Raw genomic sequence first — 24,846 nt, forward strand, 5'->3', positions numbered from 1 at the left:
TAATTACGAATTACAAATTACGAATTACGAATTACGAATTAGTAATTATTTGGTCACGAGATAATCGTGACTATTTTTAATTTATTTGCTGTAAGCCTTCTAGTGTATCTTAAAAGGTAGTGAAATTAAAATAAAATTTATGGATAGCAAAGAATTAGCACAATACATGGAAGCAACAAATAGCATTGCTAAACCTTGGTTATTAGTGCAATTGCGTCTTAAAAAATTACAAGAACGCCGAGAATTAATTTCAGCAGACACTTACGCTAACGAGTTAGCAGACATACACCAAGACTTGATGAATTTGGGTGAATGGTGGCGTGACATTGAAGATGAAGTATTTTAAACGCTTTTTGATAGAAATTTCATCAAAATCTGGAATACCACAGAGCAAAGTTGTATAAAATCTCAGTAATAACCTCATACTGACGCGATTATGCCGCCAGATTACGCAGGTCAAAATCTCCGGGGTCGCTCTTTTAAAGGTGAAAATCTGACGGGAGCCAACTTTAGCAAGGCGGATATTAGAGGGGCAAACTTTACCAACGCGATTCTTAAAAATGCTGATTTTACAGGTGCTAAAGCTGGACTACAGAAACATTGGACAATTGGTTTGCTCATTCTTTCATGGCTGCTGTCGGCATTATTAGGGTTGTTTTCACTCACCATTGGTGTATTAGTAGCATATCTTTTCGACCCCAAAAACACTGAAGACTTCATCATAGGGATAGTCTTCTTAATTGTATTGCTGTTTTTTTGTATTACTACTATTCGTGAGGGTTTAACAGCAGGTTTAGGAGCCATCGCCATAGCTGGAGTTGGAGTCGGAGCCATAACTGGAACCGGATTCATAACCGTAGCCACGAAAAAAGCCGGACTTTTAGCTTTGGCCGGAGTCTTAGCCGTAGCTCTAGTCATAACCGTAGCAATAGCCATAACCTTAGCCATCGCTATATCCATCGCTATAGATGGAGCCATAATAGCTGCAATCCTAACCTTAGCCGGAGCCTTGTTCGGAGCTTTAGTCGTAGCCTTATCTGGAACCTTAAACGGAGCCTTGGTAGGAGTCTTGTCGGGAGCGTTAATATTATTTAGTGCTTACATTGGCTGGCGCAGTTTAGCTGGTAATGAAAAAGAAGCTTGGGTGCGCTCATTTGCTGTCGCCTTTGCTGCTACAGGTGGAACTAGCTTTCATGGTACTGATTTAACTGATGCTGACTTTACTGGCGCAGTTCTCAGAAATACAGATTTTAGAAAAGCAAACCTGACACGCACTCATTTTTATGAAGTTAAAAAACTCGACCTTGCCAGAGTAGGCAAAACAACACTTATTAACCGAGATATTCTCAATTTACTCGTAACCTGTAATGGTAGAAATAAATCATATCTTGGCACAAACCTCAAAGGCGCTAACCTTATTGGTGCAGACTTAAAAGAAGCAAATCTCAAAGATGCTGATCTTACTGAAGCTACCTTCCAAGGAGCTTGTTTAGAGTGAGCAAATTTAACTCTAGCTCAAGCTATAAATACTAACTTTACCAGCGCCCAAATGACTGGTGCTTGTGTTGAAGCATGGAATATTGAAAGTTCAACTCAGTTAAATAATGTTGATTGTCGCTTTGTCTATCTTTTAGAAAACCCCAAGCCTGAAACAGACGACCGCGAACGCCGTCCCAGTAGTGGCAACTTTCAACCAGGAGAATTTACTAAACTATTTGAAGAGGTTTTAAATACTGTTGATTTGATTTTTCGCAATGGCATTGATTGGAAGGCTTTTGTTAATGCTTTTCAAAATGTGCAGAACCAAAACCAAGACACAGAATTAGCTTTACAAAGTATTGAAAATAAAGGTGATGGGGTAGTTGTCGTTAAGGTCGGTGTGCCTGACGGTGCTGATAAGGAAAAGATTCATAGTGATTTTACCCAAAATTATCAATTAGCGCTGCAAGCTGTAGAAGAAAAATATAAGGCACAATTACAAGCGAAAGATAACGAAATAATCATCTATCGCCAACAAAATGCAGACATGAAAGAAATTGTGGGTTTATTGGCGAATAAACCGATTAATGTTCAAGTTGATAATAAAAATATGACTAACAGTAATGATTACAGCCGTAAATTTGAAAATAGCGGAAATTTTAATAATAGCGGCACAATTAATTTAGGTGAAATTAGCGGCACAGTCACAAATACCATTAATCAGTTACCGAGTTCACCCGAACCAGATAAACCGGGAATTAAGGAATTATTGACGCAATTGCAAGCAGCGATTGAGGCTGAGAAAGATTTACCGCCAGAAGATAAAGCTGAGGCGTTAGAACAAGTTAAGGCTTTGGCACAAGCAGGGAAAAGTCCGCAAGAGGGGGCAATGCAAAAGGCGGCGAAAACGGCAATTAAGATTTTGAAGGGAACTGTTGCCAGTTTACCGAGTGCAACTAAGTTGGTTGAGGAATGTGGTAAATTGTTGCCGTTGATTTCTCGGTTTTTGGGTTTGGGGTAATTGACTTTGTGCCTTTGTGCCTTTGTGGTGAAAAATCTTGAACCACAGAGACACCAAGACACAAAGAGGAAATTTGTCCACCCAAAGGCAGTAGATTAAATGTTGATGAAATAACTATAAGGGAAGAATAGCTCTGCTTGCCAAGTTAAAAAGGAACAGATGATTATGACATTTGATTACGACTTGTTTGTCATTGGTGCTGGCCCTGGGGGATTGGCAGCAGCTAAAAAAGCAGCTAGCTATGGTGCGCGTGTTGCAGTTGCCGAACAAGAAGCGATTGGCGGTACTTGTGTCAATCGTGGTTGTGTTCCTAAAAAATTGATTGTTTACGCTGCTGACTTTGCTTTGCGCGATCGCATAGTCCATAATTATGGATGGAATCAGTGCCAGCGGCATTTTGATTGGACAATCTTTATGAAGTCCGTCCACCAGCATGTAGAACACATCAACGACTCTTATTGTGAGCAGTTGCAAAAAGCTGGAATTGAATTAATTTGGGAACGTGCAACTTTTGTGGATGCTCATACTTTAGATTTAGATGGTCGAAAAGTTACAGCAGACAAAGTTTTAATCTCAGTGGGAGGAAAACCCAATAAACCCAAAATTCCAGGCATAGAATACGCCATTACATCCCGTGAGATGTTTCACTTACCTTATTTGCCCAAGCGTTTGGTAATTATTGGCGGTGGTTACATTGGTACAGAATTTTCCAGCATGATGCACGCTTTAGGCTGCGATGTCACTGCGATCGAAGTAGACGAAATGATTTTATCAGGGTTTGATGATGACGTTCGCTCTGGCGTACAACAGAGTTTAAGCAAACGAGGAATTAGATTTATTTTCAATAACACTGTTGAAAAAATCACACTATCCGAAGATAGTTTGCTATTGACTACTACTGGTAAGTCTCAAAAACCGATCGCCGCAGACACGATTTTGGTTGCCATAGGTTACAGTCCCAATACCAAAAATCTCGGCTTAGAAAAAGCTGGAATAGAACTTGACGAACAAGGTGCAATTAAAGTAGATGAATACTGCTGCACCACCCAAGAAAATATTTTTGCCGTGGGCGACTGCATCAACCGTATACAATTAACCCCAACTGCCAAAGCAGAAGGTATTGCTTTTGCAAATACAGTTTTCGGTAACAAGCCGCAAAAACTGAATTATGATCATGTCCCTTCTGCTGTTTTTTCCCGTCCAGAAGCAGCGAGTGTAGGCATGACTGAGGCAAAAGCGCGAGAAAAATTTGGTGAATCTGTGCAATGCTATCGCACCAACTTCCAACCGTTGTTGTATGCATTAACTACAGAGGAGCAGCCCAACATGATGAAATTAGTAGTAGATAGCGCTTCTGGGCAAGTTCTAGGCGCTCACATGGTAGGCGAACATGCAGCAGATATCATTCAAAGTCTAGGAGTAGCAATTCGCAAGGGAATTACTAAAGAAGACTTGGATGACACTATCGGTATTCATCCCACCATAGCAGAAGAGTGTTTATCGTAATTGGGGCATGGGGCATGGGAAAGAGAAATTGGGGCAGGGGGCAGGGCGCAAGGGAGATAAAGAAGAATTGGGGACAAGGAGAATTGGGGAAACAAATGTCTCCTTGTCTCCCTGTCTCCCCCTGCTCCCTGCTCCCTGCTCCCCTGCTTCTTCTAGCCCCTAGCCCCTTCAAGCATCTGGCTTTGTTCCTGTCCAAGGTGTGGTGGGAGTATCACAATCTTCTAAAAATAATGTATGCATTGGCGATTCGTCTGGTACTGTTAGCATAAGATGAGTGGCTTGAGAATCGACTAACTTGTTAAGCGCTTCTAAAGGCTCTAACGCAGTTTGATATCGTTGTTTGAAATCATCCAATACCATTTGACTGAGAATATCAGCAAAAAAACGACTTACTAGAGCTTTATCCCGCCATTTCACCTCTCCGTGAGCATCCCTATCTAATTCGTGGGGTGCAGTACCTGTTAAGGCTTTAATACCAATCATACCGACTGCATAGATATCACTGTTGTATTGGGGTCGCCCAAAACATTGTTCGCTTGGTGCATAACCTTTAGTACCAATGCCAATTGTGAAAGGAGTTTGCTCTTGATTGTCTAGTTGTGGTGTGGAGACTTCTTTGACAGCACCAAAGTCAATTAATACAAGTTTGCGATCTGAATGTCTTCGGATAATGTTTGTTGGTTTTATATCCCGGTGAATCACACCATGTTCATGAACAAATATTAATGTTTGCAATAAATCCCGGACAATATTAATAACTGTAATTTCTTCTAAAGCTATGCCTGATGGTAGTTCATGGTTAAGAGGATGACCAAGTATGTATTCTTGCACTAAATAGAATTGTTCATCTTGTTCAAAGTAAGCCAAAAGTTGAGGAATTTGATTGTGTGTTCCTAAGTTTTCTAGGGTTTGTGCTTCTGAGTGAAATAAACGTCTGGCAAGTTCTAAGGTTTTTGAATGATTATGAGCTGGTTTTAATTGCTTGACAACACATTGAGGATTTCCAGGACGTTGGGTATCTTCGGCAATGTAGGTTTCGCTAAATCCACCTGAACCTAAAACTTTAACAATTTTGTAGCGTCCAGCAAGTATTTTGCCTGATAACGCTAAATCTCTTTGCTGGAGCAAGTCCTGGAGATCATATTGTTGGCTGATAATTTCTTGAACAACGGGGGAAGTTTTATATTTCTGAAATATTCCTACTAGTTGGCGTGTTCTCATTTTTTCTCTAGCAACTTCGGTTCCCAGATAAGACAGTCCGCTAAAAGCGATCGCCATCATTGGTATAGTAGTTGGGAAAATTAATTGATTGTGTATAAAGCTGGCATAGCTCAACCCTCCCCAAATCACTGCTATGACAATGCTATAAGTAAATCTAGTGAGACCTCGTTTACTTTTAGTAATTAATAATGCTGCACTACCAACCAATACCAGTACAAATAAACCCCGCAGAGATAAATTGTTAATTGCTTGAGCGATCGCTTTACCTGTCATTAAAGTTGCGATCGCATTGGCGTGAATTTCCACTCCTGACATACGTCCAGAGTCTTGACCAATAGCTACTGCATGATAATCATTACTCAACTTGTCTGTAGCACCAATCAAAACTATCTTATCTTTGAAAATCTTGCCTTGTTGCAAATAAGTATCCCAATTTTCTTTATCAAGTACATACCATAGAGGAATCGTTTCAAATGTACCCGCAGACCCCCAAAAGTTAATGCGATCGCCTTTTGTCTGAGGATAATCAACTTGTGCTGTTCTTAGCACCGCTTCATCAAACGAGGGAATTTTTGCTGACAGGCTATTATCTTCAGCTACTAACTTAGAAAACTCGCTAGCCAATCTGTGAACTTTACCATCTACTTCTAAGGGAAAATTCACTGTACCCATAGATACCGACCCGGTAAGAAACATCTGTTGGGGTGGACTCAACTGCATAAATGTTCCTTGATGAGTGGCAAAATTTTCGTAGAGCGCTCCTAATGTAACTTTACTACCATATTTTTTTAACACTGCCTGGAGCTGGCGATCGTCCTCTCTACCATAACTACTTGGTGTATCAAAAATTACGTCTAATGCAACAGAACTTGCACCAGCTTTAACCAATTTTTGAATAACTTCGGCGTATGCAGCCCGTTTAAAGGGAAATGACTTCAGTGTTTCTAAGTAGGCATAGTGTTGTGGATCTGTTTTATAGTACTGTTCGGGAACTGAGATTGACTGATCGTCAATTGCTAAAATCACGATCTTTTCTGGTGGAATCATTGGTTCGCGCAATTGAAAAAATGCAGAAATTGCCTGATTTTCCATTAATTGAACCAAGCCAAAACCAGAAGCACTCAACAATGCAGCTGCAATTGCTGAAGCAGCAGTGAATAGATGACCTAAGCGCGCTGTCAGTTTGTATTGACGTGCTGATGCTGTTAGAGTTACTTTTGTTGGTTTACTTGACGCTATATTGGCAGTAGAGACATGCTTTTTAGTTAATCTAGATGTAGGTTCTTCTGCCATATCGTGTTAATAATTGGTTTACGTACAACTTTATTTATTTATTTGAGTCCCTTTTTACTACAAATACATTGAAGTCAGCGTTAAATGAAAATCTTATACTTTTGTAATATATCTTCTATTCCTCACAAAACTTGGGTTATCAAACCTCTAATCAAGAAGTTTTCAACTCAGTTCAACTCTAATTTGTTCTGTGAGTGAGATTTTAGCAGTAATTATTTCACAAGACTAAGCCGGAAATTCTCCGACTTGGCATTGAGTTGTGCCTGGATTCTTATGGACTACTCAAACAGCAGAATGTTTACTAGAAGTAGTCTTGAGGGAGCTTGCTTAAGGGCGACTTGTGCTTCTTGGATAACACTGGTATTTTTCATAAAGCTTGTTATTTTATTGACTGCAAAAACTTATAGATGGTCATAAATCCATATCTTGCCCTAAGACTTATGAATTACCTCTTTAGGAGTAAACTTGACTGTTGTATAGTCAAGAATACTGTTACTGAGTCAATTTTATTGGTAGATTTTGATCGCGGAGTGTTTCTGATAGTGTTGGGGGTGAACAAGTTTAACGCCCAACACCTTAAGTCTAATATTGCAGAAAATTTTATGCTTTGAAAGAGGTAAGATAAAGGCTATATCTGAAAAGCCGCTTTGAAGATATTAGCAAAATTATCATTTGAGAGTTGCTATAATCTATTGTTCAATCTAAATTCTTTATATATTCTTAGGTGTAATTTTCTATGGGTTCTACAACGAATCGTCTGTCTATTTTTGTAGACGGAAATAATATGTTCTATGCTCAACAAAAAAATGGCTGGTTTTTTGATCCCCGGCGAGTCTTAGAATACTTCAAACACGAGCAATCAGACACAACGTTAATCAATGCATTCTGGTACACTGGCTTAAAAGACCCACAAGATCAAAGAGGTTTCAGAGATGCTCTAATTAGTTTAGGATATACAGTCAGAACTAAAATTCTTAAAGAATATTATGATGATTCATCCGGACGATATTCACAAAAAGCCAATTTAGATATTGAAATTGTTGTAGATATGTTTAATACTGTAGACCAGTATGATCGAGTAGTTTTATTCAGCGGAGATGGAGATTTTGAAAGAGCAATAGAGCTTTTAAGATCAAAGAACACACATATTACAGTGGTATCTACAGAAGGCATGATAGCCAGAGAATTGCGTAATGCTACGGATAGATATATAGATTTAAACGATATTAGAGACCGAATAGAAAAAGTAGAAGGTTAATTATCTTAACAACTATTTACAATAATAAGAGTAAAAAAATTAAGGTTTACGTTCTTTTAAGCAAACAATTAAAACTAAAACAACGAGCCAAAATGACAAACCAACCAGAGCGAATTATCATTTTTGATACCACACTCCGAGATGGAGAGCAGTGTCCAGGAGCGACATTAAACATAGATGAAAAGCTGACGATCGCCAAGCAATTAGCACGTTTAGGTGTTGATGTAATTGAAGCAGGTTTTGCCTTTGCCAGTCCGGGAGATTTTGAAGCAGTCAAGAAAATTGCCCAAATTGTCGGCACAGAAGATGGCCCGGTAATTTGTAGTTTAGCAAGAGCTATTAAAGCAGATATTGAAGCTGCTGCAAAAGCATTAAAACCAGCGGTAAAAGGCAGGATTCACACCTTTATTTCTACTTCTGATATTCATTTAGAGTATCAACTGCGAAAGTCACGGACAGAAGTCTTAGCGATCGCCGAAGAAATGGTAGCGTACGCCAAATCTTTCTTGACAGATGTGGAATTTTCTCCAATGGATGCTGTTCGTTCTGATCCACAATTTCTTTACCAAGTATTAGAGCGAGCGATCGCTGCTGGGGCAACAACAGTTAACATCCCTGATACAGTAGGCTACACTACCCCCAGTGAATTTGGGGCAATAATTAAAGGAATTAAAGACAACGTTCCTAACATTGACCAAGCCATTATTTCTGTTCACGGACATAATGATTTAGGTTTAGCAGTTGCCAACTTCTTAGAAACAGTAAAAAATGGCGCACGGCAATTAGAATGCACCATTAATGGAATTGGAGAACGAGCAGGAAATGCATCGCTAGAAGAATTAGTTATGGCTTTGCATGTGCGGCGACAATATTTCAATCCCTTCTTAGGAAGACCAACAGATTCTGAAGAACCGCTGACAAATATCGACACCCGTCAAATTTACAAAACTTCGCGTTTAGTTTCTAATTTGACAGGAATGTTAGTGCAACCAAATAAAGCCATAGTTGGAGCCAACGCCTTTGCTCACGAGTCTGGCATTCACCAAGATGGGGTACTAAAAAATAAGCTCACCTACGAAATTATGGATGCCCAATTGATTGGCTTGACAGACAATCAAATAGTTTTAGGCAAACATTCTGGGAGGAATGCTTTCCGCACCCGCTTAAAAGAATTAGGCTTTGAACTATCAGAAACCGAATTAAATAAAGCATTTGTTAAATTTAAAGAAGTTGCTGATAAAAAGAAAGAAATTTCTGATTGGGATTTAGAAGCGATCGTTAATGATGAAATTCAGCAAGCTCCCGATTTGTTCAGAGTAGAACTGGTGCAAGTTTCCTGTGGTAGCAACGCCAAACCTACAGCCACAGTCACTCTGCGGACTCCAGCAGGCGAAGAATTAACCGATGCAGCAATAGGTACAGGCCCAGTAGACGCAGTTTATAAAGCAATCAATCGTGTAGTTAACGTACCAAATCAATTAATTGAGTTCTCTGTGCAGTCAGTAACAGCAGGGATTGATGCCATTGGGGAAGTAACTATTCGTTTACGGCATGAATCGAGAGTATTTTCTGGTCATGCAGCCAACACAGACATCATCGTTGCTTCTGCTCAAGCCTACGTTAATGCACTTAATAGATTATATGCATCCTTGCAAACAACCGAAAAGCAACAACAAGTGATTGCAGAGAAAGTCTAAAAGAGGCAGGGAGCAGAACAAGCAGGGGAGCAGGGAGCAGGGAGACAAGGAGAAAGAGGTAGTTTTTCTTCATCCCCCTTGCACCCTGCCCCCTGCCCCTTGTCCTCTTCTCCATGCCCCATGCCCATTTTTAAAAGCAAATTTTTTGTCGAAATATTTTTTTGATTCTATGACAAATTCCCCAAACCAAGTTTATCCGGTTATTTGGCATAACGACTCAGTGTCATTAATTGACCAAACTCGTTTACCTAACGAATATGCTTTTGTAGAAATTCACCGCAGCGAAGACATGGCACGGGCAATTAAAACTATGATTGTGCGTGGCGCACCAGCAATTGGTGTGGCTGCGGCTTATGGCATGTATCTGGGAGCTAGGGAAATTGAAACAAGCGATCGCCACGATTTCTTAGAAAATTTAGATAAAGTAGCCCAGTTATTACGTTCCACTCGTCCGACGGCGGTGAATTTATTTTGGGCAATTGGCCGGATGCTCAAAACTGCCTACGAAACCACAGGGACAGTAGAACAAATTAAACAAATCCTCTTGCAAACAGCGCAAGATATCAATACTGAAGACTTGCAAACTTGTCAGGCGATCGGCGATCATGGTTTGGCAGTATTGCCTACTAATCCCCGAAAACTGACTATACTCACTCACTGCAATGCTGGAGCGCTGGCTACTGCTGGTTATGGCACTGCTTTAGGTATCGTACGTTCCGCTTGGAGAGAAAGTCGTTTAGAGCGTGTTTTTGCCGACGAAACCCGTCCTCGTTTACAAGGTGCAAAACTCACAGCTTGGGAATGTGTGCAAGAAGGTATTCCAGTTACAGTAATTACTGATAATATGGCGGCTCATTGCATGAAACAAAATTTAATTCATGCTGTAGTTGTTGGCGCTGATAGAATTGCCGCTAACGGCGACACTGCTAACAAAATCGGTACTTATAGTGTAGCGATCGCAGCTAAAGCTCATAATATCCCCTTTTTCGTTGCTGCCCCTCTTTCTACCATTGATTTTGAATTATCTGATGGTAGTCAAATACCTATTGAAGAACGAAATCCAGAAGAAATATATCAAATCGGTAATACCATCCTCACACCATCTAATTTAGATTTTTATAACCCAGCTTTTGATGTTACACCAGCTGAGTTGATTACAGCCATAGTTACAGAAAATGGAGCATTTACTCCTAGTGATTTAGCACAATCACAAATCAAACAAATGGTGTGAATTATAAGTAAAAATTAAGTCAAATTGTCGGACATAATAAAAGGGAACAGGGAACGGGCAACAGGCAAGGGTAGATTACTTCGCTATCGCTCTTAATGACGGAGTTACATTATTTTTGCGTAAGTCCTGAAGAGATTGGCAGAAATTTTCCTATTTTTGAACAAAAAAATCAAGATTTCAAAGCTTCTCCCACTGGGGAAGAGAGGTTCTTTATAAACGTCAAACTTACGTTAAATTAGAGTCAAAACTCTGTTAATTATGTCCAAATAATTAATTTTAAAACTTGATTTATAGAACTAAAATCGCCACAATTAAAAGCAATATTTCACAAGATATACAACTCAAATTAAATAGCTATAAATTCCTGAATAGGAGGAAAATAATGAACTCTACAAAACTTACCCTAGAACAGCAGTTTAAATTAAAAATTTTAGAAATACATATTCAGAACTTAAATCAACAACAAGCACAAAAATTATTACTTAAGTTTGTGCAATTAGGCATGATGAAAGACAATATAATTAGTAACTACATACAGACCCAATCAATAGAACCATAAATAATATAGTAATCCGGTTTGATTCGGTGAATTTATTTGTGTAGGTAGGGAACAGGAAACAGGAAACAGGGAACAGTTAAGAAGGGATAGATATGTACTGAATCGTGTTCAAAAAGCAAATAGGAGTCCTATATTGAAATAGCAAAATTTAGCTCAAACTACCAATAAATCAGTCTGAACTTATTATTTAATTCATTTATTTTACACTAATAGGACTTATACACTTGTGACGAAAAACTATAACAGTTTTTTTATGAATGAAATACGCCATTCTAGCCCCTAGCCCCTAACCCCTAGCTCCTTTTCTTTAATCGTCATCCATGCATAAGCCCTAACTAATACTGAGGCAAAATTCTGTCACCAGTTTTAGGATCAAATACAAATAATTGATTTAAGTCTAGTTGTAGATAAAGGCGATCGCCTGGATGCGGATGCACATTTCCACCCACCTGCACATTCAACACAATTGTTGATCCAGGTAAACCCGCACGAATCAAGGTTTCTCTGCCCAAAGGTTCTACCAATTTGACATCAACTGATAAAATTGCGGCGTTTTGCTCGTTAAGTTCTGAATCGGTATTGATTGTGATATGTTCTGGACGAATGCCTAAATCAAAACTATATCCTTGACGCAGATGTACCTTTTGTGTCATCTCTGCTGGAATTGCTAATGACTGTCCACTAACATCAAAAGTATGATCGTTATAGATTGCAGGCAGAATATTCATTGGTGGACTGCCTAAAAAAGTTGCCACCATTTGATTAGCAGGACGCGCATAAACACTTTGAGGAGCGCCAATTTGTTGGATGCGTCCCCGATTTAGCACTACAATTTGATCAGCCAAGGTCATCGCCTCAACTTGATCATGGGTAACGTAAATAGTTGTAATGCCTAACTCTTGGTGTAACTGTTTCAACTCTGCTCTGGTATCATCTCGCAATTGGGCATCTAAATTAGATAAAGGTTCATCAAGTAGAAAAACTTGTGGTTCACGGGCGATCGCTCGTCCTAATGCTACCCGTTGTTGCTGCCCTCCAGAAAGTTGTTTGGGTTTGCGATCTAATAAGTGTTCTAAAGCCAGCGATCGCGCTACATTCGCTACCCTTTCTTGAATAATCTTCGAGTCAACCTTCCGCATTTCCAACCCAAAGGCAATGTTTTGGGCTACCGTCATGTGAGGATAAAGCGCGTAGTTCTGGAACACCATCGCTACATCCCGTTGTCTGGCGGGAACATTATTCACCAGAGTATCACCAATAAAAAGTTTGCCAGAGGTGGCACTTTCCAAACCGGCGATCGTTCGCAAAATTGTCGATTTACCGCAACCCGACGGCCCGACTAATACCCAAAACTCCCCATCAGGAATTTCAAAGCTAATATCTTCAATCGCGGTAACGTTGTTAAATTTACGTTTGATGTCTTCTAGATGAACTTTTGCCATTGTGGAAGTTAGGATTGCAACTTTAGGTGAGGAATTGTCTTAACCATCCCTGACACCCAGGACTTTTAAATTGTACCTAACAGCCTAGACCTCATTGCTGCTTGTTTGTGACGATTGACTGCATCTCAAATTTGCTATATCTCTAAAATAAAGCATTGTCAGTCAGCCAAAATCCCAAGCGCAAAAACCACGTGTGGCATCGGTTAGTTTACACTGCAATTATCAAAAGGTGATCTCCCTTGCTCCCTGCCCCCTGCTCCCCTGCCTCTTCTCAAGGTAGAAAGCATTCTTCTAATCAAATCTATGTTTGTGTAGAGAACTTATGAGTCTGATTCTTCCCAAACGCAATTTATCCCGTCGCCGTTTACTGCAATTGTCTGGACTTTCGGGTATAGGACTACTTCTCAATGGCTGTGGAACAAGTTTGTTATCAAATAGTGTCAGCCAAATCTCTGAGCCTTTAAATCAACGTCTGCAAGAGATGCTTTTAAGTCAAAAACCTGTACCTGAATTTTCTATTACTGACATTGAGCCAGATAAATTACTGGTGAATACCTTTGACTTCACCCCAAAAATTGATCCAGCACAGTTTCAGTTGACTATTGATGGTGAGGTGAGTAACCCAATGCAATTAAGCATGGCAGATATTCAAAAACTTCCCTTAACTTCAATGGTAATTCGCCATGTTTGTGTGGAAGGCTGGGCGGCAATTGTCCAATGGGGAGGGGTGCGATTACAAGACTTAATCACACTAGTCCAGCCTAAATCCAGCGTTCGTTACATCTACTTCAAATCTGCTGATGGCTACTATGAAAGCTGGGATATTGCCTCTGCTATGCATCCCCAAACTCTCATGGCTTATCAAAAAAATGGAGAACCACTCTCGGCAGATAATGGTGCGCCTCTACGTTTAGCATCCCCAATTAAACTAGGCTACAAGCAAAGCAAATGGGTAACTGAGATTATCTTAGTCAGTAAATTGTTACCTGTTAAAGGTTATTGGGAAGATCAAGGCTACGAATGGTTTGCAGGATTATAGTCTGTTTTTACTAATTAATCATATTTTGAATATACAAGGGTGTGAAGCACGTTAGGCGATCGCTCTGATCTTGCTGATTCATTTCTCTGTGTACTCAGCGTCTCTGCGGTTCGTTTGCTTTAGATCAACAACCGCCACTAGATTTAATATTGGAAGTGGAATATTCCAGATTCAAAATATCTAAATTATCTTTTGAAACTTCAATCAATATCCCTAAATTTTGAACATATCTAGTATTTGATAATACTTATGGCATAAATCTTCTGATAGAGACACGATCATCAGAAGAAACTGTATTCTGTTAAAAATGTCCTTTTCAGGAAAATGCTTATAAAAAAGAGTGATTTTATATAAGAAATTGCATCCCAGAAAATTACTCAATATTATTACCAACAAAAACAGATGAAGTTTGTTCTAAAACGCCGCAAGTTAGGTCAATTGATGATTGTCAGCACCGTAGTAGCTACGATCAGTAATTTTGTTAAGAAAGCTGTAGCACAAACTCAAGTCCAAAAAACTACTCCAATGCTGAAAACTTCGACACCTCAAACAACGAAAGTGACACTGCGAGTTAATGGAACAGCACACAATTTGCAGATTGAACCGCGTGTTACTTTACTTGATGCCCTGCGGGAATATATAGGGTTAATTGGTACTAAAAAAGGTTGCGATCACGGTCAGTGTGGTGCTTGTACAGTGCTGGTTGATGGGCAGCGGATTAATTCGTGCCTGACGTTTGCCATTATGCACACTGACGCAAAAATCACAACCATCGAAGGGTTGGCGCAAGGAGACAATTTGCACCCAATGCAAGCTGCTTTTGTGGCTCGTGATGCGTTTCAGTGCGGCTATTGTACGCCCGGACAAATTTGTTCGGCAGTGGGTTTAGTCAACGAAGGACACGCCAAGTCAGATGCTGAAATTCGAGAACTGATGAGCGGTAATATCTGCCGTTGCGGTGCTTATCCAAATATAGTAACTGCTGTCCGCGATGTTTTAGAGGGGAAAAAAGATGCAGCCGTTTAGCTACAAGAAAGCAGGACAAGCAGAAAATGCTGTGGCGTTGGTGGCTCCAGATGCCGAAGCTTCATATCTTGCTGGTGGTACTAGCCTCATCGATTTGATGAAGTTGAATGTCCAAACACCAACAGAGTTGGTTGACATTAATCCACTGCCACTTACCAAGATAGAAATGCAGGGTAACGGCGTGCGGATTGGAGCAATGGCAAGTAATAGTGATGTTGCTTACAATGCCATCATTCAAGAGCGTTACCCTGTATTGTCAGAAGCGTTACTGTCTGGGGCATCGCCGCAACTGCGAAACATGGCTACAGTCGGCGGAAATTTGCTGCAACGTACTCGTTGTTATTACTTCCGTGATACCGCCTTTCCCTGCAACAAACGCGTTCCCGGTTCCGGTTGTCCGGCGATTGAGGGCTACAACCGGATTCATGCAATTCTGGGCGGCAGCGATCGCTGTATTGCCACTCATCCTTCTGATATGGCGGTGGCAATGGTAGCACTCGATGCAGTTGTGCAAATACGCGGTTTAAAGGGAGAGCGTAGTGTTCCCTTAATTGATTTTCATCTTGTACCAGGTGATACGCCAGAAAAAGAGACGGTTTTACAACATGGAGAATTAATTGTAGCTGTTGATTTGCCGGCTTCGCCATTTACAAAGCGATCGCATTATTTAAAAATCCGCGATCGCGCTTCTTATGCCTTTGCCATGTCATCGGTGGCGGCAGCATTAGATATTCAAAATGGGATAATTCGCGCCGCCCGTTTGGCTATGGGTGGCGTAGGCACAAAGCCTTGGCGAGCCTTGGAAGCTGAAAAAGCACTTGTCAATAAACCCGCAAACCAAGCATCATTTCAAGCAGCTGCAAACTTAGCTGTGGCTGGAGCTAAACCGCAAAAATACAACGCCTTTAAAGTCGAACTGACTAAACGCACAATTGTCAGAGCGCTGGCAACGGTAGGAGAAATGGCATGAATACAAAAGATACAAATGCAGTTGTCGGCAAACCATTAAACAGAGTTGATGGACATCTCAAGGTAACTGGCGGCGCGCGTTATTCGGCTGAGTTTCCCGTGGCTAAGATGGCCTATGGAGTGACAATTCAAAGCACGATCGCTAAAGGTAAAATAGCTCAAATTGATACTAAAGCCGCAGAGCAAGTACCGGGTGTATTAGCAATTATTACCCACCTCAACGCACCTAAGGCATCTGGAGACAAGGGCGATGGTAACAAGCTGCAACTGCTGCAAGATAACGTCGTACTTTATAGCCATCAGCATATCGGTGTCGTCGTTGCCGATACCTTAGAACGCGCTATGCACGCTGCTTCACTGGTGCAAGTTCGTTATGACGAAGAGAAACCGACTATTAATATGCGGGATAACCTCAACAAGGCTTACTTCCCTAAAGGTAAAATCCCCGGAGAGGAGCCACCTGATCAGTCTGAGGGCGATGTTACCCAAGGATTAGCGACTGCGGCTGTGCGCGTCGAGCAAACTTATACTACCCCAGTAGAAAACCACAATCCGATGGAGCCTCACGCCACGATCGCAACTTGGCAAGGCGATGAACTACTGCTGTATGACGCTACTCAAGGCATCTTTGGGGATAAACGAAAAGTTGCGGCAGTATTGGGAATTGATCCCAAGAAAGTCCGCGTTATGTCTTATTTTGTCGGTGGTGGCTTCGGCTGTAAAGGGTCAACTTGGTCACATGTCCCTCTGGCGGCGATCGCAGCAAAGCAGGTGAAGCGCCCCGTGAAACTAGTGCTAGGAAGAATACAGATGTATGGGCCTGTGGGCTTCCGGCCAGAAACCGTGCAGAAAGTTTCTTTGGGTGCAACCCGTGAAGGCAAATTAACTGCCCTGCGACACTCTGGCACTTCCCAGACTTCAACCTTCGATGAATTTATCGAACCTGTTGGTAAAAGCGCCCGCATGATTTATGCTTGCCCAAATATCGAAACTACCCACCGTTTAGTAAAGCTAGATCAAGGGACACCAACTTTCATGCGTGCGCCAGGAGAAGCTTCGGGATCTTTTGCTCTAGAATCGGCAATGGACGAACTGGCTTATGCTCTTAATATCGATCCTATCGAGCTACGCTTGCGGAACTATGCGGAAGTCGATCCCAGCAAAAAATTACCTTGGTCGAGCAAATCCCTCAGAGAATGTTACAAGTTAGGGGCAGAAAAGTTTGGCTGGCAAAAGCGCAACCCTCAACCGCGTTCGATGCGAGACGGCAATTATTTAATCGGTTGGGGAATGGCGACAGCTACATATCCTACCTATCGATCGCCTGCATCGGCACGAGCGCAAATCATGGCTGATGGTACCGCTGTAGTTCGCAGTGGTTCTCAGGATATAGGTACGGGAACTTATACCGTAATGACTCAAGTTGCAGCACAAGCACTCGGTTTACCAGTTGATAAAGTCCGCTTTGAACTAGGCGATACTGAGATGCCACAAACACCTGTTTCCGGTGGTTCAATGACTGCCGCCAGTGTTAGCTCGGCTGTGCATTTAGCGGGGAATCAAGCTCGTAGTAAGCTTTTACAACTAGCAATTGCCGATCGCGCCTCACCGCTTTATAGTGCAAAAGCTGAAGATGTCATTGCTCAAGATGGCAATTTGTCTTTAAAGAATAAAGCATCTGCCAGGGAAACCTATCAAGCGATTTTAGCTCGGCATAACATGAAAATGGTGGAAGCCTTAGTAGAAGCTAAACCAGGAGAAGAACAAGAAAAGTATTCCATGCACGCCTTTGGCTCACAATTTGCCGAAGTACGAGTGAATCCTGATTCCGGCGAAGTTCGAGTGACGCGCTGGGTAGGAACCTTTGGCGCAGGACGCATACTCAATGCCAAAACAGCCAACAGTCAGCTGATTGGGGGAATTGTCTACGGTATCGGCATGGCGCTGATGGAACATACGGTAACAGACCCCAACTTCGGACGTGTTGTCAACCACGATTTAGCTGAGTATCACGTACCAGTCAATGCAGACGTTCCCGATATTCAGGTATTTTTTGTCGATGAAAACGATCCCCATATCAACCCCTTGGGTGTGAAAGGAATTGGTGAAATTGGCATTACCGGAGTTGCAGGGGCGATCGCTAATGCTGTTTATCATGCCACAGGTAAACGTGTCCGCGATTTGCCAATTACCTTAGATAAGGTGCTGTAGAAAAGAGGCAGGGGGAAGAGGACAAGGTGCAGGGGGCAGGGGGCAGGGGGGAAGAGGAAAGAGTGTTAATTACAAGTAGAATAAGTGTGAAGTAGCTTTTTCATCTCCCTTGCACTCTGCACCCCGCCCCGGTTACTGAGCGTACTTGTACTGAGCGTAGCCGAAGTAGCCGAAGTGCTGCCTCTTCATCCCCCCTGCACCCTGCTCCCTGCTCCCCTGCTTTTTAATTAACTAGCGATCGCCACTGGCTTTTTGCGCGAAGGACGCTTGCGTTCTGATTTTTTCTTCAGTCCCACAGCTTGAGCTTCATCGCTATCTGAACCATATTGTCCGCGCACTACTTCTTTCATCGCTAATACAGCATTATGAAATTCCCACTCTGCTAATCTAGCAGCATCAGCAGCGGCACGGTATAAAGCTAGTTTCTCGGTTTCGGTTTGTTGAGAAAGCAACATCGCCTGATAAACTTCCTGTAACTTTGCAACCGAGGCATCAGCACGAGTTGTTTTGTAAGTTTCAATGGTTTGCAAACCGTGGAATGAGTCGATATCTTGACTAATCAGTTGAGGGCGCAAACGGTTTGTTGTATTTTGCGGAGGCATACATGCATACGTAGTAAATTATATATTTAATGTACCCATTGCAACAAAAATCATAACAGTAAGGCAAAATTTTCAGATACAGCAGGGCGATTTAACATAACAGGTTAATGCATTGGCATATCAGACTGATGGATTAATATAACAGGTCAATGCATTGGTATTGCAGACTGATGGATTAACATAACAGGTCAATGCATTGGTATTGCAGACTGATGGATTAACATAACAGGTCAATGCATTGGCATTGCAGACTGATGTAATTACAAGACTGTAAGACTTTTAAGGGTATTTGTAGGATATCTTAGTGAGAATCGAACCGCAGAGGCGCAGAGGACACAGAGGAAGAAGGAGCGATCGCTATTTGAAAGTTACAATTGATGAGCGATCGCTATTCCCTTGCTTGTTGTTTGAGTAAATTAGACCTCTTGCATAAATATCTTTTTGTCTCACGCAAAGACGCAAAGACGCAAAGAAGAAGCTAAGAATAAGGACTTTTGCAAGAAGCTACTGAGTGTCAATTCGTCCGGCTAAGCTAGCAACTACAAATAGCAGTTGCTCTGGTTGGATGGGTTTAGCGACGTGCATTTGGAAACCTGCTGCTAAAGCTTCTGCACGATCTTCATCTCTGGCGTATGCTGTCAGTGCGGCGGCTGGAATTTGTCCCCCAGCATCGACACTCAGCGCTCTAACTCGACGAATCAGTGTATAACCCTCTTTTATCACTCTCGACAAAGTATAATTAGGAGCGATCGCAAAAACACCAGACAGAGAGTATGGTTGAGCCTCGCCGAAGCGCACCCACAGTAAAATTTGTGGACGAATACTGCCATTTGTATCAAAACCTCTTTCCAGAAGTTAGAAGCTTTGAAGCTTTTAAGTACCTACACATGGGATGTGTTTCTGATATAAAACGTAAAACTTTACCGGAAATAGCGAAAATTGTAGGGCTAGATAATCATCAAGCATTACACCATTTTTTAACAGAATCACCCTGGGATGTACAAGAATTAAGGAGGCAAAGGTTAGAATTAATATTATATATACTTCAAGGTCGCCCAATCATACTAATAATTGATGAGACAGGGGATAAGAAAAAAGGAAATACGACTGATTATGTGAAACGACAGTACATTGGAAATTTAGGTAAAACAGATAACGGTATTGTGGCGGTTACAGCATATGCAGTCTTATCTGGAATGACGTTTCCTCTAATATTTGAAGTATATAAACCGAGGGAAAGACTACAACCAGGAGAGAAATATTTAACCAAACCCGAAATCGCCGGGATAATGATAAGAAAATTGCGGTCGATGGGGTTTAGATTCAATCTGGTGCTGGCGGATAGTTTATATGGTGAAAGTAGTAAAAGTTTTTTAAGCGTACTAAATGAATTAAATCTTAATTTTATTGTAGCGATTCGCTCAAACCATAGAGCATGGGGAATTACAGACTCAAAAGTAAAATACTCAGATTGGCAAAGATTCAAGCGTGTTTTCTCGGATTTAAGTTCAGAGAATAGATATATTAGAGAGATAATATGTGGCAAAAAATCGGAAGTAAGGTATTGGCAAATAACAACGGATATTGAAGTTCTTCCAAAAAACACGACTTGGTATGTCATGAGTAAATATCCAGAGATTACTCCAAGAGATGTGGGCAATTTTTATGGTTTAAGAACTTGGGTAGAATATGGTTTAAAACAAAGTAAAAATGAATTAGGATGGGCAGATTTTCGCCTAACTCATTATTCACAAATAGAGAAGTGGTGGGAAATTGTTTTTAGTGCCTATCTGTTGGTTAGTCTTCATTCCGAACAACTGCTAAAATTACCACCACAATCTGAATCTAGATTTTCATCACATCCTGGGTGGAATCAAGGCAATGGTTGGAATAGTATTCTGAATAACCTCCGTTTGATACTTCAGCCATTTACATTATTTAACTTAATTAAACCTTGGTTAGCGGTCTTTACAGTCCCTAAGCTATCTGAGGGATTTTTTCAACTTCAAATGATTGTTAATAATCTGACTTGCTCAATTTTTCAAAACTTCAATATCTCTTATTTCTATTTTTCCTCTGCCTAGAGTGACAAAAGAGGGATAACCATCTTCTTCTGGCATACCAATGTCACTCAAGAGGACATCGTAACCGCCAGGGTTTGCCATTAAGGTTGATAGTGCCTCTTGGGCGGATGTTACTGCTGTGACTTCAACTTCATGCGCTTCCAGCACGGCTATAAATAAGTTGCGGATTGCTACTTCGTCATCTACCGCAAGTACTCTAATGCCTGCCAAGGACGGAATGCCATCGCTTAGTATTTCTGGTGTGGTTATTGAGACGACTGGCTCGATTGCTGTCTGTTGGGAACTCTCTTCTGGCTGAGTTTGTAGCGGTAGTCTCACGATAAACGTTGCCCCTTGTCGTTCACCTTGGCTTTGGGCAGTAACTGTACCGCCGTGGAGTTCTACTAAATGACGAACAATCGAAAGTCCTAGTCCCAGCCCACTATTTGAGCGTGTTTTGCTGCCATCAGCCTGACGAAAACGGTCAAATATGTAGGGGAGAAAGTCGGCTTTAATGCCTATACCCGTGTCGGTGACTTGAATCTCAGCTTGTTCGTCAGTGTACTTTAGGGTGATTTCAATTCTTCCTGCCGCTGGTGTAAATTTAATCGCGTTAGAAAGTAAATTCCAAATGATCTGCTGTAAGCGGATTGGATCGACTGGTACGTTTGTAGTGGAAGGCTCTAGTCTAGACTCAATATGAATGTTTTTCGCTTCTGCGGCGACGCTAACGACTTTAAGCGCTGCTTCAATTACCGAGGCTAGTTCTATAAATTCGATTTCTAGATGCAGCCTGCCTGATGTAATGCGCGAAACATCTAAGAGATCCGAAATCAGCTGCGCTTGAGTTCTGGCACTACGTTCAATCGCTTCCAGTCCTTGATCAACCGTTGCTTCATCGAACTGGCGAGTACGAAGTAATTGCGCCCAGCCCAACAAAGCATTAAGTGGATTCCGCAATTCGTGAGACAAAACGGATAAGAACTCATCTTTGGCTAGGTTGGCTGTCTCAGCCATAGCGCGGGCTGACTGTTCTTGAGCCAAAAGCCGAACGCGTTCTACATCCCATTGTTTGCGCTGAGTGATGTCTTCAATCACTAAGAGAATCATCGGCGTATCATCTGTTTGAGGCATTCTACGAGCATTCAGACACATGACTTTGTATCCGATTTGCTCAAAGTTATGCTCGACTTCAACTTCTTGAGACTGGGTGCTGTTAGCAAGAATATCTTCTAAGAGCGATCGCAATTGGGGAATATTCCACTGCCCATTACCCAAATCGAAGATCAGGCGTTTTTCTGTTTGGTTGGGCGCAACTTGGAATGTTTCATAGAAAGATTGATTAGCAGTAATTACCTGTAAGTTTTCATTTAGCACCACCAGAGATTCTCGCACAGTCTCGACAATTGCTTCAGCATAATTTCGAGATTCTTTGAGTTTTTCTGCACTGCGTTTGAGGCTATCAATGTCAACCAATACCACTACAGCTCCGTCAATTTTGTGGTCTATCGTCCGGTATGGTCGGATTCGCAGGTCATACCAATGATTCTCATCGTCTTGCACTTCCTGAGTTTTAAAGTTGAGAGTACTAATTACTTCTAAGATTTTTGGTTCTAAATCGGAAATTAGCAGATTGTGATTAATATCGCTCAACGGTCGCCCGATATCTGTGGGAATCAGGTTAAAGATTCTCCCTGCTAGGGGGGTAAAGCGGCGGATTCGCAAATCGCCTCCGAGCATGAGGATGGGAATATTAATATTACTGAGCAAATTCTGCAAATCGTTACTAACTTGATTTGATTCGATATTCCGCCGTTGCAGTTCGTCGTTAATCGTGTTCAGTTCTTCATTAGTAGCTTGAATTTCTTCTTTGGCAGTTTCTAGTTCTTCGTTGGTACTTTGCAACTCTTCGTTACTGGAGAGGATTTCTTCGTTGGCAGCTCTCAAGTCTTGATTGGTGGCTTGTTGCTCCTCAATAATCGATTGCAGATACTCTTTTGTTGTTGCTAGTTCTTGTTTGAGCTGAGAAGTCTCCTGCTGGCGGGCATTCATTGATTGCCGCTGCCTAGACGAGATTCTGCTATTAATAGTTATCTCTGTTGCAGAAATCGCTGAATCCTGCATATCCTCAAACAAAACTAAAAAGTAATATTCTTCACTGGCGGCAGGTTTAAAAGGTATTACATTAACTCTCACCTGCCTAACTAAATCATTTTCTATAATTTGTAAGTCTTCTTTTTTCACTATCTCCTGCCGCTTTTTTGCTTGGTGAATTGCAGTGCGTAACTCTAAGCGCAATCCTTCTTTTGCCATTTTCAGCAGGTTAAAACTAGGTTTGCCGGCTGGGGGTTGCAGATATAAGTTGGTTTTTCCTCTAAATTGCAGAATGTCTAGGTCGTTGTTAATCACAACACCAACTGGAGCGTAATTATTTAATACGATCCGGTCAGCTTCTTTTTCCATTTCCAAATCATCCCAGGCATTCTGACTCGATATCGGCTGAGGAATGGAAATTTCTAAGGGATAGTTATTGGGAATCAGCTCGATACCCAGTGTTGGCGTTGTGCCTTTTTTAGAATAAATTTTGCTTTTTCTATCTACTAAGGCAAACAAATCTGTAAACTCACCTACTGTCTCCGAAGTGCCTAACATCAAATAGCCGGTTGACTTGAGACCGTAGTGGAAGATGGGCAGGAGCTTTTTCTGGACGTTAGTTCCCAAGTAAATCAGCACGTTTCGACAAGTAATTAAATCCAGCTTGGAAAATGGCGGATCGCTCAGCAGATTTTGTCTGGCAAAGACACACAGTTCGCGTACTGGCTTACCAATCTGGTATCCGCCTTCTACCTGGACAAAGAAACGCTGTAGGCGTTCTGGAGAAACTTCTCTAACTTGGTTGTCCTTGTAAACGGCGTTACGTGCTTGGTCAATCGCTACCTCGTTGACATCTGTAGCAAAAATCTGGATGGGCAGATTAATTTTCTGCTCTGTGAGATATTCTAAGAAGCAAATGGCAAGAGAATAAGCTTCTTCGCCTGTGGAACATCCCGCTATCCAAATACGGATCGGTGAGTCCAAGGTTCGACCCTTGGTGAGAATTGGAAATACCTTTTTTTTTAAAGCTTCAAAAGCTTCGGGATCTCGAAAAAAACTAGTGACGCAAATCAGTACGTCTTGATATAAGGCGGTTACTTCTGCTGGATTGTCTTGGAGATACCGGACGTAGTCTTCTAAGCTTTCAAGCTTGTACAAAATCATCCGCCGCAAGATTCGCCGTTTGAGAGTGGTCTGTTTGTAGTGGCTAAAGTCAACTCCCGTATTAGTCCGCAACAGGCTGAAAATTTTAGCAAGAGCATCTGTGCTTTCAATTTGCGGCTCCAGAGATATTTCTGGAATCGGGCGGTTGATATAGGGATGATGGCTGATTTCTGCCAACTTTTGGGCGATTTCTTGCGGAGTCATGATAAAGTCTACACTACCGGAAGCAATAGCAGTGTTCGGCATACTACTAACTCTTGCTGTGTCTTGACACTGGGCAAAAGTGATACCTCCAACGGCCTTAACTACTTCCAGTCCCCGCGCGCCATCTGCATCGCCCCCCGACAGCACGACTGCGATCGCTTTACTTGCCCGATCTTCTGCTAGGGAAAAAAAGAAATCATCGACTGTCATTGCTACACCACGAGTTGTCAAGCGTGGCTGTAGTCTTAGCATTCCCCCGGCAATGGTCATTGTTTTATTGGGAGGAATCACGTAGACATGATTCGGTTCCACGACCATATCATTTTGCGCTTCAGTTACAGGCATCTGAGTTGCTCTAGAAAGAATCTCGCTGAGCAAACTTTTTTGATGAGGACTTAGGTGTTGAATCAACACAAATGCCATGCCAGTATCTTTTGGCAAATGGTTTAGCAATTGCGTGTAAGCTTCTAATCCACCCGCAGAGGCTCCCAAACCCACAATCGGAAATAATTCTTCTTGCTCGTTTGGCTCTTGATCTGATTCTTCATTGTTAGAAGTGGGACGCTTAGTTTTTTTGGAAGACTGCCTGGGTGACATAATGTATAGCGCAAAATGAATATGTCAAGTTAACTAGGTAAAATAAGACACATTCATTAATATTTGCCTAAAATAAACTTTATGAATGTACTTTTACTTTTACATAATTTTACCAAAGTAACATGTAAAAAACCTCTGTCTTTTTAAAGATTAAACAGCTAATTGCTAGC

The 24,846-nt window shown here is 41.5% G+C and carries 16 protein-coding genes and 1 pseudogene; 12 read left to right on the forward strand and 5 right to left on the reverse strand.

The features are described from left to right. The first annotated feature begins 139 nt into the window (after positions 1-139). From QI031_RS21390 to gorA, 3 genes and pseudogenes are all read left to right on the forward strand, one after another. On the forward strand, positions 140-346 hold the full coding sequence (locus QI031_RS21390) for a hypothetical protein (RefSeq protein WP_281481646.1): 207 nt from the start codon (positions 140-142) through the stop codon (positions 344-346). Positions 347-436: 90 nt separating this feature from the next. After that, positions 437-2,500: pseudogene (locus tag QI031_RS31770) on the forward strand (pentapeptide repeat-containing protein). Between the two features lie 165 nt (positions 2,501-2,665). Further along, the gene (gene gorA / locus QI031_RS21400; RefSeq protein WP_281481647.1) at positions 2,666-4,006 is read left to right on the forward strand and encodes a glutathione-disulfide reductase; all 1,341 of its coding nucleotides are present in this window, start codon (positions 2,666-2,668) and stop codon (positions 4,004-4,006) included. Between the two features lie 168 nt (positions 4,007-4,174). Here the strand turns inward: gorA and QI031_RS21405 are convergent, their stop codons facing one another. After that, a complete protein-coding gene (locus QI031_RS21405) occupies positions 4,175-6,520 on the reverse strand; it encodes a CHASE2 domain-containing protein (protein WP_281481648.1) in 2,346 nt (781 codons plus the stop codon). A gap of 736 nt (positions 6,521-7,256) precedes the next feature. On the opposite strand from QI031_RS21405, the gene labA reads away from it, so the two are divergent. The 4 genes from labA (at position 7,257) to QI031_RS21425 (ending at position 11,265) form a co-directional block, all read left to right on the forward strand. After that, complete coding sequence (gene labA, locus QI031_RS21410) at positions 7,257-7,778, forward strand: low amplitude/bright protein LabA (protein ID WP_281481649.1); 522 nt, start codon at positions 7,257-7,259, stop codon at positions 7,776-7,778. A 92-nt stretch (positions 7,779-7,870) separates the two neighbouring features. Further along, positions 7,871-9,475 (forward strand): 2-isopropylmalate synthase, encoded by a 1,605-nt coding sequence (locus QI031_RS21415; protein WP_281481650.1) that lies wholly within the window; start codon positions 7,871-7,873, stop codon positions 9,473-9,475. A 169-nt stretch (positions 9,476-9,644) separates the two neighbouring features. Continuing rightward, a complete protein-coding gene (gene mtnA, locus QI031_RS21420; RefSeq protein ID WP_281481651.1) occupies positions 9,645-10,706 on the forward strand; it encodes an S-methyl-5-thioribose-1-phosphate isomerase in 1,062 nt (353 codons plus the stop codon). Positions 10,707-11,088: 382 nt separating this feature from the next. Further along, entirely contained in the window at positions 11,089-11,265 is a 177-nt protein-coding gene (locus QI031_RS21425; protein ID WP_281481652.1) for a phycobilisome degradation protein NblA, read from the forward strand. A 335-nt stretch (positions 11,266-11,600) separates the two neighbouring features. On the opposite strand, the gene QI031_RS21430 is transcribed toward QI031_RS21425, so the two are convergent. Continuing rightward, positions 11,601-12,707, reverse strand: coding sequence for an ABC transporter ATP-binding protein (locus tag QI031_RS21430; protein ID WP_281481653.1), 1,107 nt, complete (start codon positions 12,705-12,707; stop codon positions 11,601-11,603). A gap of 322 nt (positions 12,708-13,029) precedes the next feature. Between QI031_RS21430 and QI031_RS21435 the strand changes: the two genes are divergently transcribed. From QI031_RS21435 to QI031_RS21450, 4 genes are all read left to right on the forward strand, one after another. Then, complete coding sequence (locus QI031_RS21435) at positions 13,030-13,746, forward strand: molybdopterin-dependent oxidoreductase (RefSeq protein WP_281481654.1); 717 nt, start codon at positions 13,030-13,032, stop codon at positions 13,744-13,746. A 402-nt stretch (positions 13,747-14,148) separates the two neighbouring features. Continuing rightward, positions 14,149-14,772: a 2Fe-2S iron-sulfur cluster-binding protein gene (locus QI031_RS21440; RefSeq protein WP_281481655.1), complete on the forward strand. Its 624-nt coding sequence runs from the start codon at positions 14,149-14,151 to the stop codon at positions 14,770-14,772. Further along, positions 14,759-15,742 (forward strand): FAD binding domain-containing protein, encoded by a 984-nt coding sequence (locus tag QI031_RS21445; protein ID WP_281481656.1) that lies wholly within the window; start codon positions 14,759-14,761, stop codon positions 15,740-15,742. The genes QI031_RS21440 and QI031_RS21445 overlap by 14 nt, the downstream gene beginning before the upstream one ends. Beyond that, complete coding sequence (locus tag QI031_RS21450) at positions 15,739-17,952, forward strand: xanthine dehydrogenase family protein molybdopterin-binding subunit (RefSeq protein ID WP_281481657.1); 2,214 nt, start codon at positions 15,739-15,741, stop codon at positions 17,950-17,952. Before QI031_RS21445 ends, QI031_RS21450 begins: the two co-directional genes overlap by 4 nt. A 227-nt stretch (positions 17,953-18,179) precedes the next feature. Here QI031_RS21450 and QI031_RS21455 read toward each other — a convergent pair whose 3' ends face one another. Together QI031_RS21455 and QI031_RS21460 are read right to left on the reverse strand one after the other, a co-directional pair. Beyond that, complete coding sequence (locus QI031_RS21455; protein ID WP_281481658.1) at positions 18,180-18,554, reverse strand: hypothetical protein; 375 nt, start codon at positions 18,552-18,554, stop codon at positions 18,180-18,182. A 504-nt stretch (positions 18,555-19,058) separates the two neighbouring features. Then, the gene (locus QI031_RS21460) at positions 19,059-19,352 is read right to left on the reverse strand and encodes a response regulator (RefSeq protein ID WP_281481659.1); all 294 of its coding nucleotides are present in this window, start codon (positions 19,350-19,352) and stop codon (positions 19,059-19,061) included. Here QI031_RS21460 and QI031_RS21465 point away from each other — a divergent pair. Then, positions 19,328-20,638 carry an IS701 family transposase gene (locus QI031_RS21465; protein WP_281481597.1) on the forward strand — a complete coding sequence of 437 codons (1,311 nt, stop codon included), beginning with the start codon at positions 19,328-19,330 and terminating at the stop codon, positions 20,636-20,638. The two genes, QI031_RS21460 and QI031_RS21465, sit on opposite strands and share 25 nt — an antisense overlap. On the opposite strand, the gene QI031_RS21470 is transcribed toward QI031_RS21465, so the two are convergent. Further along, the gene (locus QI031_RS21470) at positions 20,588-24,676 is read right to left on the reverse strand and encodes a chemotaxis protein CheB (protein WP_281481660.1); all 4,089 of its coding nucleotides are present in this window, start codon (positions 24,674-24,676) and stop codon (positions 20,588-20,590) included. The genes QI031_RS21465 and QI031_RS21470 overlap by 51 nt on opposite strands. Positions 24,677-24,846: the final 170 nt, after the last annotated feature.

Source organism: Halotia branconii CENA392, assembly GCF_029953635.1.
GTDB classification, from domain to species: domain Bacteria; phylum Cyanobacteriota; class Cyanobacteriia; order Cyanobacteriales; family Nostocaceae; genus Halotia; species Halotia branconii.

Bases quoted from the DNA above. Each gene is read 5' to 3' on its own strand.
- QI031_RS21390 (WP_281481646.1), top strand. From the start codon at position 140: ATGGATAGCAAAGAATTAGCACAATACATGGAAGCAACAAATAGCATT.
- gorA (WP_281481647.1), top strand. From the start codon at position 2,666: ATGACATTTGATTACGACTTGTTTGTCATTGGTGCTGGCCCTGGGGGA.
- QI031_RS21405 (WP_281481648.1), bottom strand. From the start codon at position 6,520: ATGGCAGAAGAACCTACATCTAGATTAACTAAAAAGCATGTCTCTACT.
- labA (WP_281481649.1), top strand. From the start codon at position 7,257: ATGGGTTCTACAACGAATCGTCTGTCTATTTTTGTAGACGGAAATAAT.
- QI031_RS21415 (WP_281481650.1), top strand. From the start codon at position 7,871: ATGACAAACCAACCAGAGCGAATTATCATTTTTGATACCACACTCCGA.
- mtnA (WP_281481651.1), top strand. From the start codon at position 9,645: ATGACAAATTCCCCAAACCAAGTTTATCCGGTTATTTGGCATAACGAC.
- QI031_RS21425 (WP_281481652.1), top strand. From the start codon at position 11,089: ATGAACTCTACAAAACTTACCCTAGAACAGCAGTTTAAATTAAAAATT.
- QI031_RS21430 (WP_281481653.1), bottom strand. From the start codon at position 12,707: ATGGCAAAAGTTCATCTAGAAGACATCAAACGTAAATTTAACAACGTT.
- QI031_RS21435 (WP_281481654.1), top strand. From the start codon at position 13,030: ATGAGTCTGATTCTTCCCAAACGCAATTTATCCCGTCGCCGTTTACTG.
- QI031_RS21440 (WP_281481655.1), top strand. From the start codon at position 14,149: ATGAAGTTTGTTCTAAAACGCCGCAAGTTAGGTCAATTGATGATTGTC.
- QI031_RS21445 (WP_281481656.1), top strand. From the start codon at position 14,759: ATGCAGCCGTTTAGCTACAAGAAAGCAGGACAAGCAGAAAATGCTGTG.
- QI031_RS21450 (WP_281481657.1), top strand. From the start codon at position 15,739: ATGAATACAAAAGATACAAATGCAGTTGTCGGCAAACCATTAAACAGA.
- QI031_RS21455 (WP_281481658.1), bottom strand. From the start codon at position 18,554: ATGCCTCCGCAAAATACAACAAACCGTTTGCGCCCTCAACTGATTAGT.
- QI031_RS21465 (WP_281481597.1), top strand. From the start codon at position 19,328: ATGGTTGAGCCTCGCCGAAGCGCACCCACAGTAAAATTTGTGGACGAA.
- QI031_RS21470 (WP_281481660.1), bottom strand. From the start codon at position 24,676: ATGTCACCCAGGCAGTCTTCCAAAAAAACTAAGCGTCCCACTTCTAAC.